The 14219-nt window shown below is 56.1% G+C and carries 11 protein-coding genes; 6 read left to right on the top strand and 5 right to left on the bottom strand.

Annotated elements, in window-relative coordinates:
• Positions 1–144 (top strand): DUF2239 family protein (locus ACTIKR_RS17460; RefSeq protein WP_442328519.1); only part of this gene is annotated, 144 nt, incomplete at its 5' end.
• Between the two features lie 164 nt (positions 145–308).
• Here the strand turns inward: ACTIKR_RS17460 and uvrA are convergent.
• Entirely contained in the window at positions 309–6005 is a 5697-nt protein-coding gene (uvrA, locus tag ACTIKR_RS17455) for an excinuclease ABC subunit UvrA (RefSeq protein ID WP_442328518.1), read from the bottom strand.
• A gap of 466 nt (positions 6006–6471) precedes the next feature.
• Between uvrA and pdxA the strand changes: the two genes are divergently transcribed.
• From pdxA to ACTIKR_RS17440, 3 genes are all read left to right on the top strand, one after another.
• Positions 6472–7497 (top strand): 4-hydroxythreonine-4-phosphate dehydrogenase PdxA, encoded by a 1026-nt coding sequence (gene pdxA / locus ACTIKR_RS17450; protein WP_193087799.1) that lies wholly within the window; start codon positions 6472–6474, stop codon positions 7495–7497.
• A 98-nt stretch (positions 7498–7595) separates the two neighbouring features.
• Positions 7596–7724 (top strand): hypothetical protein, encoded by a 129-nt coding sequence (locus ACTIKR_RS17445; protein ID WP_024006693.1) that lies wholly within the window; start codon positions 7596–7598, stop codon positions 7722–7724.
• 415 nt (positions 7725–8139) lie between these two features.
• Positions 8140–9072 (top strand): glycosyltransferase family 2 protein, encoded by a 933-nt coding sequence (locus tag ACTIKR_RS17440; RefSeq protein ID WP_193087800.1) that lies wholly within the window; start codon positions 8140–8142, stop codon positions 9070–9072.
• Positions 9073–9185: 113 nt separating this feature from the next.
• Here ACTIKR_RS17440 and ACTIKR_RS17435 read toward each other — a convergent pair whose 3' ends face one another.
• Positions 9186–9686 (bottom strand): hypothetical protein, encoded by a 501-nt coding sequence (locus ACTIKR_RS17435; protein WP_442328517.1) that lies wholly within the window; start codon positions 9684–9686, stop codon positions 9186–9188.
• A gap of 110 nt (positions 9687–9796) precedes the next feature.
• On the opposite strand from ACTIKR_RS17435, the gene ettA reads away from it, so the two are divergent.
• Positions 9797–11470: an energy-dependent translational throttle protein EttA gene (gene ettA, locus ACTIKR_RS17430; protein ID WP_193087802.1), complete on the top strand. Its 1674-nt coding sequence runs from the start codon at positions 9797–9799 to the stop codon at positions 11468–11470.
• Between the two features lie 253 nt (positions 11471–11723).
• Positions 11724–11942 (top strand): glycine zipper 2TM domain-containing protein, encoded by a 219-nt coding sequence (locus ACTIKR_RS17425; protein WP_128395392.1) that lies wholly within the window; start codon positions 11724–11726, stop codon positions 11940–11942.
• A 495-nt stretch (positions 11943–12437) separates the two neighbouring features.
• On the opposite strand, the gene minE is transcribed toward ACTIKR_RS17425, so the two are convergent.
• From minE to minC, 3 genes are all read right to left on the bottom strand, one after another.
• On the bottom strand, positions 12438–12722 hold the full coding sequence (gene minE / locus ACTIKR_RS17420) for a cell division topological specificity factor MinE (RefSeq protein ID WP_193087803.1): 285 nt from the start codon (positions 12720–12722) through the stop codon (positions 12438–12440).
• A gap of 1 nt (position 12723) precedes the next feature.
• Complete coding sequence (gene minD, locus ACTIKR_RS17415) at positions 12724–13539, bottom strand: septum site-determining protein MinD (RefSeq protein WP_193087804.1); 816 nt, start codon at positions 13537–13539, stop codon at positions 12724–12726.
• 96 nt (positions 13540–13635) lie between these two features.
• A partial coding sequence (minC, locus tag ACTIKR_RS17410; RefSeq protein ID WP_442328516.1) for a septum site-determining protein MinC occupies positions 13636–14219 on the bottom strand: 584 nt, incomplete at its 5' end.

The following is a 14219-nucleotide window of genomic DNA, read 5'->3' as shown; positions in this document are numbered from 1 at the left end:
CTGGCGCTGGGCGGTGATCTGCCCGGCTACGAAGAGGCTACCCGGGCGCTGTTTGCTGATGATATGGCTGCGCTGAAAACGCACGTTGCCGGTTGGCCAGACGATGTGCGCACGCATGCGCTGATGCTGGCCACTGGCGACTGAGGGCGGCCATGATGTCCGATTGCGCCGCCCGGCTTTCGGTACCGTGCGCGACTCATTGCAGCGTAGCGGCTTTGCTGCCGGCTGCGATTGACGGGCGCGGCGGCACCGCAGTTCCTGAGCGAGGCAGGCCGCGGTGCAGGTGGGATGCCCGATTTACACCACAATCACGACGCCAGGGCCGGCGTTACTTCAGACGTGCGAGTCAGAAACTCGTCAAGGACGAGGCCTGTATGGGACACGGATTTTTTCGCAATAATGTCCTGCACCGATCCGACGGCGACAACCTGTCCACCGCCGTTGCCGCCTTCGGGTCCCATGTCGACAATCCAGTCGGCCTCGGCCATGATGTCCAGGTTGTGCTCAATGACTACGACCGTATTGCCTGCTTCAACCAGCCGGTGCAGTACAACAATCAACTTCTCGACATCGGCCATGGATAGCCCGACGGTGGGCTCATCCAGCACGTACAATGTGTGTGGCCGGCTTGAGGCCCTGCCGGTTTTGATGACGCCTTCGTCGAGCCGCGCCTTCACCAGTTCCGATACCAGTTTGATCCGTTGGGCTTCGCCGCCGGACAGGGTGGGCGAAGGCTGACCCAGTGTGAGGTAGCCCAAACCGACATCTTGCAGCAGTTGCAGTGCGCGCTTGACCCGTGGATGAGCAGCGAAATAGGGGATGGCGTCATCAACTTCCATCTTCAGCACTTGGCCCACATTCTTTTCGCGCAAGCGGATGGCCAGCGTATCCGGACTGAAGCGGTTGCCATTGCACGCCTCGCACGGGACTTTGATGTCGGGCAAAAAGCTCATTTCAATGGTGCGCATACCCTGGCCCTCGCAAATCGGGCAGCGCCCGTCGCCAGTATTGAACGAGAAGCGGGAGGAGCTCCAGCCGCGAATCTTTGCATCGCGGGTTTCCGCAAACTGACGTCGTACATCGTCCCAGAAGCCTATATAGGTTGCCGGGCACGAACGTGGCGTTTTACCGATAGGCGTCTGGTCCACCTCAAGTACGCGGTCCAGGCTTTCCCAGCCGGTGATATCGTCGCAGCCACGCCATGGCGTCGGTGTTTTGGTACCGATCACGCCCTTGAGATTATCCAGCATAACGTCGCGCGCCAGCGAGGATTTACCGGAGCCGGATACACCGGTAATCACACTGAGGCGGCCCTTGGGGATGCGGACATTCACGTGTTGCAGATTATGCAAATGGGCGCGATGGATCTCAATATAATCGGTATTGGCATCGGTGGGCTGGCCGGGTCTTAATGGATGCACCATGGGGTGCGCCAGGTAGCGGCCCGTGAGTGAGTCCGGGTTATTGATGATATCTTCGTAGGTACCCTGGGCCACCACGGTGCCGCCACGCACGCCGGCGCCGGGTCCCATATCGATAATATGTTCGGCGCGGCGAATGGTGTCATCGTCGTGCTCCACCACCACCAGCGTATTGCCATTGCCTTCCAGCCGTGACAGCGCATTGAGCAGAATTCGGTTATCGCGTGGATGCAGGCCGATTGTCGGCTCGTCCAGAATGTAGCATACGCCCTGAAGGTTCGAGCCCAGCTGGGCGGCCAGGCGGATGCGCTGCGCTTCACCGCCGGACAGCGTCGGTGCCGACCGATCCAGGCCCAGGTAGCCCAGCCCGACCTCCTCCATGAAGGACAGACGACTTTTTATTTCATTCAGGATATCGCGGGCAATCTCGGCATCGCGACCTTTCAGAATCAAGCCGGCAAAAAAGGTATGCGCTTCGCTCACTGGCAGCGCCGCCAGATCGGCAATACTGCGGTCTTTCCAGCGCACGGCCAGGGCGTTGCGATTCAGGCGCTGCCCGTGGCAGGCCGGGCAGGCCTGAAGTTCGTGTTCTTCGTCGCCGGACAGATTTTTCCAGGCATCTTCTTCACCGCTTTGTTCTTCATTGAACCCGCTCAGTTTGACGCCAGTCCCGAAGCAGGAGTTGCACCAGCCATGCTTGGAGTTATAGGAAAACAGACGAGGATCGGGTTCGGGGAAACTTATTCCGCAGCTTGGGCAGGCGCGTTTGGTGGAAAAGTGCTGCTGCTCCAGTTCACTGGCGTGCAACGGGTTTGTCGGATCCAGGTCCAGAATGATGCTCATGGTGCCGTGGCCGGTTTCCAGTGCACTGTGCAGGGCCTGCTTCAGGCTGGACTCTGCTGCCGGGGCAATGACCAGATCGGCCACCGGCAATTCGATCGTGTGTTCCTTGTAGCGGTCCAGTCGCGGCCAGGGCTTGACCGGGATGAAGTCGCCGTCGACACGCAGATGGGTATGGCCTTTGCCTTCTGCCCATTTGGCCAGATCGGTGTAGTAACCCTTGCGAGCCGTAACCAGCGGGGCCAGAATGCCGATGTGCCGGCCCTTGCACGAGCTCATGATGCGGGCAAAAATTTGTTCCTGCGATTGCGGTTCCACTGGCACCTGGCAGTCAGGGCAATATTGTGTTCCCAGTTTGACGTAAAGCAGCCGCAGAAAATGGTGGGCTTCGGTCATGGTGCCGACCGTGGATTTTCGCCCACCACGACTGGTACGCTGTTCGATTGCCACGGTGGGCGGGATGCCGTAAATGGCGTCGACATCCGGCTTGCCGGCCGGTTGAACCACGGCGCGCGCATATGCGTTGAGTGATTCCAGATAGCGGCGTTGTCCTTCATTGAAGAGGATGTCGAAGGCCAGCGTTGATTTTCCTGACCCCGACACGCCGGTGATGACCGTAAAGGTGTTATGCGGAATATGAACGTTGACGCCTTTTAGATTGTGCTCCTTGGCGTTCAGGATGTCGATCTGCGAAGGCGTTTCGCGCCGTGCAACAGTCAGCCCCGTACTGCCTGCATAAGCCACCTGCGGCTCCTGCAGTGAAAGCGGCGCGCTGGCGATAATATTGGATTCGTATTCGCGCAAAGCCACACCAGTGTGCGACTGGGCAATGTCCATGACGGTGTCGGGCGTGCCTTCGGCGATAATCCGGCCACCGCCCACGCCGCCTTCAGGGCCGAGATCGATCAACCAGTCGGCGGCACGGATCACGTCCAGATTGTGTTCAATGACCAGCAGGGAATGGCCGGCGCCCAGCAGCTTGCGAAACGCGCCCATGAGCCTGGCGACATCATCGAAATGCAGGCCGGTGGTGGGTTCGTCAAACAGGAACAGGCTGCCTTTTTTGGCGACCTTTGCCGAGGAAATGCCGCTGCGCGCTGCTTCGGCCAGATGCCCGGCAAGTTTCAGGCGCTGCGCTTCGCCGCCCGACAGGGTAGGCACGGGCTGGCCGAGCTTGAGGTACTCCAGCCCCACGTCAATGAGCGGTGAAAGGCTGGTCTGTACGTCGCGCAGGCCTTTGAAAAATGTCAGCGCTTCGCTGACGGTCATGTTCAGCACTTCATCGATGGAGGCACTGTTGCCCAGATGTTCGACACGGATTTCCAGAATCTCTGGGCGGAAACGCTTTCCGTCGCAATCGGGACAGCGAATGTACACGTCGGACAGGAATTGCATTTCCACATGCTCGAAGCCGGTGCCGCCGCAAGTGGGGCAGCGCCCATCGCCGCTGTTGAAGCTGAAGGTGCCGGGCGTATAGCCGCGCTCACGGGCCGCCGGCGCTTGCGAGAACAGCTTGCGGATCGCATCGAAGGCGCCGACATAACTGGCCGGATTCGATCTGGCGGTTTTGCCGATCGGACTTTGATCGACCATGACGACGCCGGCGATTTGTTCGGCGCCAAGCAGACGGGTGAAGGGGCCGGGTGCTTCAGTCGGGCGACCGAAATGTTTGAGCAGCGCAGGGTAGAGCACATCCTGAACCAGGGTGGATTTGCCTGAACCCGAGACGCCGGTCAGGCAGACCAGGCGACCCAGCGGAAAGGCGGCGTCGATGCCCTGCAGGTTATTGGCGCTGACGCCTTCGATGATCAGCTTGGGGGTATTGGGTTGCACCGGCATCGGGCGTGGCGCTTCGACACGCAACTGGCCGCTTAAGTAGCGGCCGGTGAGCGAGCTGCCTTCGCGCAGGCGCTGCGGCGTGCCGTCAAAGACAATCTGACCTCCACGTTCGCCCGGCCCGGGGCCGATGTCCAGAATACGGTCGGCCGCAACCATGACCTGCGGATCATGCTCGACCACCACCAGCGTATTGCCGGCATCGCGCAGACGATGCAACACCTGGACAATCCGGTGCATGTCGCGCGGATGCAGGCCAATGGATGGTTCATCCAGGACAAATAGCGTGTTGACCAGGGAGGTGCCCAGTGCGGTGGTCAGGTTGATGCGCTGGACCTCGCCGCCAGACAGGGTGCGGCTTTGCCGGTCCAGGCTGAGGTAACCCAGGCCCACGTTGCACAGGAAGTCCAGCCGGCTGCGGATTTCCTGGAGCACCAGATCCATGGCGCTGTCCATGAATACGGAAAGCGCCAGCGTGGCAAAAAAATCGCGCACCTGTGTGATAGGCAGGCGCATCAGATCATGAATGCCAAGGCCATCCAGCGCGGTAAGCGCAGGGACGGACCACTTCGCATGCACCGGCATGAAACGGGTGTAGGTTCCCATGATGTCGTTACCGACCGGCGCATCGCCCAGTCGCCACAGCGTTGCGTCGGGTTTGAGACGCGAGCCATGGCAGGCCGGGCAGGGGGTGTAGCTACGGTATTTGGACAGCAGCACGCGCACATGCATCTTATAGGACTTGGTTTCGAGCCAGTCAAAAAAGCGCTGTACGCCATACCACTGATGCTTCCAGGCCGATGGGCCGCCTTTCCACTCGGGATCGCCATACAGCACCCAGTGCTGTTCTGCATCATTGAGCTGTTTCCATGGCGTGTCGGTGCGGATGCCTGCCTTTTTGGCGTATTGCATCATTTCGGTCTGACACTCATTGTAGCTGGGCGTCTGCCAGGGTTTAATGGCGCCATCCTGCAGTGTTTTGGTTTCGTCAGGAATAACCAGGCCGAAGTCGATACCCATGGCGCGGCCGAAGCCGCGGCAGGTTTCGCAGGCGCCCAGGGGGGAGTTGAAGGAAAAAGTGCTGGGCAGTGGCGACGAATAGGTAATATCGCAGTTGGCGCAGTGCAACTGTTCGCTGAACTTCCATGATTGCAGCGGATTGCTGTCATTGTCGACAGCGTACACCGTGCACATACCGGTCCCGTAGCGCAGGCAGGCTTCCAGCCCTTCGATGACCCGCGACTTTTCTGTGGTGGAAAAACGGAAGCGGTCCTGGACCACATGCAGGACACGGCTTATTTCCACTTTTTGCGACTTGCCGCGTCCTTTGGGCGTTACAGTTGCACTGCGTTCCTCTTCGGCATGAACTCGGGTATAGCCTTGTTGTTCAAGATACTGGCGGACTTCTTCCTCGCTGTAGTTGCCGGGAACGACCACAGGAAAGGTGAGGATCAGGCGCGGATCGCTCAACGCTGGCGTGGTCGTTGAGAGAAATTCATAAATAGTGTCCGGATTGTCCTTGCGCACTTCGGTCGAACATTGGCGGCAGTACAGCCTGGCTGCACGGGCAAACAGCAATTTGATGTGGTCGTTCAGTTCGGTCATGGTGCCGACCGAGCTGCGCGAATTGCGCACCGGATTGGTCTGATCGATGGCAATGGCGGGCAGAATGCCTTCAATGCGGTCGGCCTGGGGCTTGTCCATGCGGTCCAGAAATTGTCGCGCATAGGGGGAAAAAGTTTCTACGTACTTGCGCTGACCTTCTGCATAAAGCGTATCAAAGGCGAGCGAGCTTTTGCCTGAGCCTGATACCCCGGTAATCACCACGAATTCGCCGGTATTGAAAGCAACATCGAGATTTTTGAGATTGTTTTGTCTGGCGCCGAATATCCGGATCTGCGAACTCATGAGGTGCTCCGAAAGACCCCCTTTTCTGAGTGGGGTGCAATGAGGATGAAGGTGATTCTTACTGTATAAATAAACAGTTATAATATTGTCGCATAATAATTGATTTTTGACACGGCGCAGCACCAAAATTCGGCAGGCAGGTTCGGTGCTGTGAGCAGGTCAAGGCTGGAAGATGAGGCCGGCTTGGCAAATATAAAGCGTTGGCGGTATAAAGGGGTATAACGCTAGAGACAATAACCAGCGTCGATGATGCCGGGCGATCGGCGGCGCCGCAGGCAGGCAGAGCATCGGGCGTTGGCCCTCTGGCGCTGAAGAATCTGTCGTTGAGAATCTGTCGTTGAAAAATCTATCGCTGAGATCCTGTCACAGGGCCTGTCTGCCCGGTTTGTATTGTCCCTGCAATGGGATTACACTTTCGCACGCTGGCCCACATGGCCATTGACCACTGCTGGATGAACGTTACCATATGAAAACTGAACCGCTATTGCATTCAACCGAGCCCCTGGGGCTGACCATGGGCGATGCCGCGGGTATTGGCCCCGAACTGGTGGCCAGGCTGTTCAGCCAGGGACTGCCTGCCAGCACTGTTGTGTACGGAGATGCTGGTGCCATATCGCGGGCGGTCGCTCAATTGGGGCTGGCCCTGCCGGTGACCTCGCATGGCTCGGTGGCGCAGTGGCGGGCAACATGCCAAAACAGGGCAATTTCATCTGAAATACCGGTAATTAGCTGTACCGATCCTTTGCCGGAGGACCTGCCGCTGGGGCAGGTGAATCCGCAGGCCGGCCTGGCATCCTATCAATTTCTCATGAGCGCGATTACAGGTGCCATGGCCGGCGAGATTTCGGCAATTGTCACGGCGCCCATCAACAAGCTGTCGCTGAAAGCGGGCGGCGTTGATTTTCCCGGGCATACTGAAATCCTGGCGCATGCAGCGGGCGTACCGCGGGTTGCGATGATGCTGCTCAACGAGCAACTAAGGGTGATCCTGGTGACCATTCATGTGGCCTTGAGCGAGGTGCCTGCGCTTATTACATTCGAAAGCGAGCTGGATACCATCCGGCTGGCCGATCGCGCCTGCCGGATGGTGGGCCTGGGCTCGCCCCGCATTGCTGTGGCAGGACTCAATCCGCATGCAGGCGAGGGCGGGCGATTTGGCCATGAAGACGAAGCTGTCATCCGGCCGGCGATAGCGGTGGCTCGGGCCGAAGGCCTCGATGTGAGCGGGCCCTATCCGGGCGATACGATTTTCATGCGGGCACGCCGCGGTGAATTTGATATTGTCGTGGCGCAATATCATGACCAGGGCCTGATCCCGGTGAAGTATCTGGGCGTGGACAATGGCGTGAACGTGACGGTGGGCCTGCCGTTTATCCGCACCAGCGTGGACCATGGGACGGCTTACGATATTGCCGGCAAGGGGGTGGCGGATCCGTCATCGCTGCGTGTTGCGTGCGAACTTGCTTTGCAGATGCGCAACCCGAGTGTCTGATTTTCGCTCCGGCACCGTGTGTTACTGCAAGATTCGTGGATAAATGCCTGATTTAATGCTAGAATGCCTGATTACGTAAAATATTCTCGGAGAATCTCATGGCAGAAGTCAAACGCACTCGCCGCAACACGCTGGAGCGTCGTTGCCTGGGTAAAGCATTCAAGCGTCTTTTTGTGCGCTCACCCAAAGGCGTGTTCAAAATGCTGGAAAAAGTAAAGCGCGCATAATCGGCGCAGCGGGCAAGGGCTTCATTGCCGGCGACCGTGTATGAAGTGTCTTCCGTAGATGCCCTATGGGCGTTAATTGACAGGAAGAGGCTGCCAATAGCAGTATTGTATTGCGTCGTTTTTTCATTGTGTGAAATGGTAATGCGACGTATTGCTATATGGTATCCGATGGCGTCTTTTCGCTAAACGTCAGAGTTTGAAAAAGCCACTTGCGCAAGTGGCTTTTTTCTCGCCTGTTTGTCGGGGGCGGCGGCGCCTGGTCAAGTTTTGCAGGTATGTTGCGCTGATCCGATACGATCCGTTACTACGCAAGACAGCTTACTTTTTGCTACAAGTTGCACATCGTTTTCATCACTTTCTCTGCTATCGTAAACCAACAAAAATAAAATAATGATCGGATTGAATACGTAAAGCCATGACGCAAAATCTTTATTTTTTTACGGTGTTGACGCCTACCTACAACCGCGCTCATACCCTTGAGCGCGTCTACCAGTCGTTGTGCGAGCAGCAGTTCAAGGATTTTGAGTGGCTGGTTATCGACGACGGTTCGACCGACAATACCCGCAATAGAATAGAAACGTGGCAAGTCGATTCGCCATTTCCGATCCGGTATGTATGGCAACCCAATCAGCATAAAAAAACAGCATTCAATACCGGCGTCAAGGAAGCTTGGGGACGTCTGATTGTTGCGCTCGATAGCGATGATACGCTATTGCCCGATTCGCTGCAGTCCATGGCGGATGTATGGCGTAGCATTCCCGATGATTTGAAAAGCGGCTATATCGCGGTGACCGGGCTATGTGCGCGTCCTGACGGCAGTATCGTGGGTGACCGGTTTCCGGAGGACGTCATGGACATGACTTCACTTGATATGAATTTCAAATGTCATGTGAAGGGAGAGAAATTCGGCTGCCTGCAGACACAGGTGCTCAAGCATTTTCCATTTCCCGAAGATATCGACGGTTTTGTCCCAGAAAGCGTGGTCTGGCGGGCGATCGCGCGGGATGGCTATCTGACGCGCTTCGTCAACAAGGTGTTTCGCACCTATTACGAGAGTGCAGATTCGCTGAGTAATGAAGGCGCTGTGTCGGGTGAAAAGCATGCGCTGGGCATTCTGCTGCTGGCTCGCGATACGGTGGTCAATTGCCTGCCGTGGTTCCGCTTCCAGCCCGTGTCTTTTTTGCTGGCGGCGGCGCGATATACACGCTTTCGCATGCATCTGCAGCGAGCCGGCAAGCCCCTGCCGCCTGCTGTGGAATTGCAGGGGAATATGCCAAGATTGCTGGTCTCGCTGATGTATCCGGTGGGATGGGCGCTATATCTGCGGGATCGCCGCCGGCACGCGTAATTGGCCGGCGCCTGTGTTTGGCCAAATTGATCGTGATGCTGGCGCATGACGATCATCAGCGCTTACCGACAATTTATCTTCAACGTATATCTTCACAATGTGTACCCGCAGCGTTAATGCAGCGTGGGCGACGATGTGTTCTGGGGTGTAGCGGGCGGGTCTTCCTCTTCATCGTCGTCGTTTTCTTCGATTTCAAGTAATTCGCCGGGTTCCGGGTCCCGCATGCCGAACGGCAGCAGCTCTTCTATATCGTCTCCCCATTCCACTTCCTCGCCTTCAAAATCAATGCGCACGAAGCGTGCATTTTCGATATCGGTAATCTGGATGCCCCATAGAAATTCGCAGGCATAGACTTCTTCTTCGGGGTTTTCCAGGTCGCTGGATTCGCTGATTAGTCTGGCGCCGGGGCCGCCCATTTCAAGCGTGACAATATCGTCGGGGTTTTCATCTGCAATATCCAGCGGGACGCCGAAAGCGACCCATTCCATCCCGTCTTCGGTGGTATCGATTTCGGCGATAACTGGTTTGGCCAAATAGGCAGTAAGCGCATCTGCAGTTTTTTTCAGTAGCGCGATCTCGTGGTCGGTGAATGTGGGTTCAGGTACAAAACTCATGGCAGTGGTCCGATTTCTGGTCTTATTGTTATTGTAGCCGCCCTCGCGCGGCACGCATCATGTTTATTTCATACAATGGTTATTTGAATTTTTTGCAAGCAAAATTAACTATGGCCCAGTACGTTTATACGATGAATCGTGTCGGCAAAATCGTGCCCCCGAAGCGGCAGATTCTGCGCGACATTTCGCTGTCTTTTTTTCCGGGCGCCAAAATCGGCGTTCTTGGTCTGAATGGATCCGGTAAATCCACGCTGTTGAAAATCATGGCTGGGATAGACCAGGATATTGAAGGCGAAGCCACGCCCATGCCCGGTCTGAAAATAGGGTATCTGCCGCAGGAGCCGCAGCTGGATCCGGAACATACCGTGAGACAATCGGTGGAAGCCGGCCTGGGTGAAGTGTTTGCGGCACGCCAGCGGCTGGAAGAGGTGTATGCCGAGTATGCTGAGCCCGATGCGGATTTTGACAAGCTCGCAGCCGAACAGGCTGAGCTCGAAGCGGTGATTGCCGCCGCCGCATCCAGTGGCGCCGACGATATCGGCACGCAGATGGAAATAGCTGCCGACGCGCTGCGCCTGCCTCCATGGGATGCCGTTGTCGGTAAACTCTCGGGTGGTGAAAAGCGGCGTGTGGCCTTGTGCCGCCTGCTGCTTTCCAAGCCGGACATGCTTTTGCTGGACGAGCCTACCAATCACCTGGATGCTGAAAGTGTTGAATGGCTGGAGCAGTTCCTGCAGAAATTTCCAGGCACCGTGGTGGGTGTGACGCATGATCGCTATTTTCTGGATAATGCGGCCGAATGGATTCTTGAACTGGACCGTGGATACGGTATTCCCTGGAAGGGAAATTACAGTTCCTGGCTCGAGCAGAAGGAAGCCCGACTGGGACAGGAAGAGGCCAGCGAAACGGCGCGCCAGAAAACAATTCGCAAGGAACTGGAATGGGTGCGCCAGAATCCGAAGGGAAGGCAGGCCAAATCCAAGGCGCGTCTTGCCCGTTTTGAAGAACTGTCTTCGCACGAATACCAAAAACGCAATGAAACCCAGGAAATCTTTATTCCCGTAGCCGAGCGTCTTGGCAACGAAGTGATTGAGTTTGCCAATGTCAGCAAGGCCTTTGGCGATCGCCTGCTGATAGACGATTTGAGTTTCAAGGTTCCGCCTGGCGCAATTGTCGGTATTATCGGCCCCAACGGCGCTGGTAAATCCACGCTGTTTCGCATGATCGCCGGACAGGAACAACCTGATTCCGGTGAAGTGAAAATCGGCCAGACCGTGAATGTTTCATTTGTGGATCAATCGCGCGAAACACTGGCCAATAACCAGAGTGTGTTCGATTTTGTATCACAGGGATCGGATGTGCTCAATGTAGGGCGGTTTGAAATTCCCGCTCGCGCCTATCTGGGCCGGTTCAACTTCAAGGGATCTGACCAGACCAAGCTGGTGGGACAGCTGTCCGGTGGTGAGCGCGGCAGGCTGCACATGGCCAATACGCTGATCAAGGGCGGTAACGTTTTGCTGCTGGATGAGCCGTCCAATGATCTGGACGTGGAAACCTTGCGTGCCCTGGAAGATGCCCTGCTGGAGTTTGCAGGCGCCGTTATGGTCATCAGCCACGATCGTTGGTTCCTGGATCGTATTGCCACGCATATTCTGGCTTTTGAGGGCGATTCCAATGTCGTGTTTTTTGACGGAAATTATCAGGAATATGAAGCCGACAAGAAAAAACGCCTGGGCGAAGAGGGCGCAAAACCGCGCCGTATTCGCTATAAGGCGCTGAAGTAAACAGTCGCCTTGCTGCGGTCGCACATTGTTGCGCAACAAACGCGACTGCAGCGTTGCATTTTATCAACGCAAACGTGAGGGTTTATTTCAGTTGATATCATTTCGATTGAAATAAAACATCTGTGTAACAAAGCACCACCGCGCAGTTGGTTGCTTAAAGTTTTCCATTGTATAGTGTCAGTAAGGCGTTTGAGACGAGCACTCGCTTGGCCAATACGCGAGACATCTTCATTCCCACTCAGGAGTACATAATATGAAAACGAATATCGTAGCCAAAAGCATCATAGCCGGTAGCCTTGCCATTGCACTGGCAGGATGTGGCGGTATGACTCAGCGCGACAGAAATACTGTCGGCGGTGCAGCCATCGGTGGTATTGCCGGCTCTTTGCTGACCAATGGGGGCACCTTAGGTACGGTCGGTGGCGCCGCTGTCGGTGGTGTGATCGGCAATCAGGTTGGTGGTCGCCGCTAATCGCTAGCGATCGTGCCGTCAGTTTTCATCTGGACCTAAGTTGCCTGATCCGATCAGGCAACTGGCAAGGGTCATTGATTTGAATGTGTCAGGATAGGCCTGATCGGCTCAAATGAAATCAAAGGACCGAGTTCTGCATCAGGCAGCACTCGGTCCTTCTCATTTTGATTTGCGTTATCGCTTTGGGAATAGGCATTGGTTTGCGTGCGGGTTCATTTTTTTGAAAAGACTCCCTGGCTTCACGATTTTGTGCGCCTATGACTCCATGAGTCGTTGCACTGGGCGACGTTTTTGCCAAGCGTGCGACTTGCTATGATAGCGATCGGGTACGTTGCCGGCATGATATAAAACAGCACCGCAATACCGTCAACTGCTGCGGGTTTTGTGGTGCTGTTCAATGTGGCTTGCTGCCTGGGCTTTGCTCGCGCAGCACCAGGTGACAGCAGCTATGGGGTAGGTGCCAACACAACTGTGATGGCAGTACGTAGACGTGTATCAGCCGACCTTTGCGATCGCGTCTTTGGGATCCTGAGGCATTTCGATTTTGACTTCGAGTACTTCCAGATTGCCATGCTTGTCTACATTGACTTTCAGGTCTTCCGGATTGATTTTAATATACTTGGAAATGACTTCGATCAGATCTTTTTGCAGCTGTGGAAGAAAATCTGGTGCGCTGGTCGCGCCTTCCTTGCGCTCATGCGTAATGATGAGCTGAAGGCGTTCTTTGGCAACGCTGGCCGATGATTTTTTTTCACCAAGAAGAAATTTCAGGAAGGACATATTACTTGCCTCCGAAAAGTCGTTTGAAGAAGCCCGGTTTGTTGTAGTCGGTAAAGCGCAACGGTTTTTCTTCGCCCAGGTAACGTGCAACGATGTCCTGATACGCTTCGGACACATCAGATTCTTTCAGATGAATGGCAGGAACACCGGAGTTGGATGCCTGCAGGACTGATTCGGATTCTGGCACGACGCCGATCAGCTTGATGCGCAGGATATCTTCGATATCCTTCAGGGACAGCATTTCACCGTCTTCAACGCGTTTTGGACTGTAGCGGGTGAGCACCAGGTATTCCTTGACGGCGTCTTCACCCAGTTCAGAGCGACGCGACTTGGAGGACAGGATACCCAGAATGCGATCGGAGTCGCGTACCGAGGAGACTTCGGGATTGGTCACGACCAACGCATCGTCAGCAAAATAGGCAGCCATGAGCGCACCGGTTTCAATGCCGGCGGGCGAATCACATACGATATATTCAAAATCCATCGCCTTGAGATCATTCAGCACTTTTTCCACGCCTTCGCGCGTAAGTGCGTCCTTGTCGCGGGTCTGTGACGCAGGCAGGATGAACAGGTTTTCCAGCTGTTTGTCCTTGATCAGCGCCTGGTTCAGCGAGGCTTCGCCCTGAATGACGTTGACGAAATCGTACACGACGCGGCGTTCGCATCCCATGATAAGGTCAAGGTTGCGCAGGCCCACGTCGAAATCGATGACGGCTGTCTTGTGGCCACGCATGGCTAGGCCGGATGAAAAACTGGCGCTGGTGGTGGTTTTGCCCACGCCGCCTTTACCTGAAGTTACCACAATGATGCGAGTCATGTAAGGTTATTCCTATATATCCGTATGGCTGTAAGTGCCGATATCTTAACGCATATCGGTATGAATTTCTTTTAAAAAACGTTACGGGAGCCAGTGCTATCCCTGGCCGCTGTTGTCGCCCGGAATGAATTTGAGTGTATCGTTGTCCAGTTCGACAATGACTGGCTTTTTATTGAGTTGTGGCTCGATATCGGCGTCAATGACGCGATAGATGCCGGCTATGGCCAGCAGCTCTGCGTCCAGATGCGAAGTGAAAATTCGCGCCGACGCGTTGCCGCGTGCTCCGGCGATGGCCTTGCCGCGCAGCGGGCCGTATACGTGAATGTTGCCGTCGGCGATCACTTCGGCGCCACGGCTGACAACGCCAATAACAATCAGATCGCTGTTGCGCGCATAGACGCGCTGACCGGAACGCAACTGGCGCGCCAGCACCATGGTGGGAACCGGTACCGGCACTTCGCGAATGGTTTCGCGCACGATCGGTTCGGCCGGCTGGGATGGGGTGCGTGAGGAATGGGACGCTTTCCGGGTTTCGGCCGGCGGCGCTTTCGGCGCGGGTGGCGTGTCTTTTTCCGTGGCTGTCGCCACTGTCCGGATATTGGCGGCCGGCGCCATTTTGACCGCATCGGCTACCGGTTCGGTAAGCAGGGTCGGCTCTGGCGGCTGGCGACTATTGAGGG

It is taken from the genome of Advenella sp. (genome assembly GCF_052108595.1).
Lineage (GTDB): Bacteria > Pseudomonadota > Gammaproteobacteria > Burkholderiales > Burkholderiaceae_B > Advenella.
This window is presented reverse-complemented; position numbering and strand designations above follow the sequence as displayed.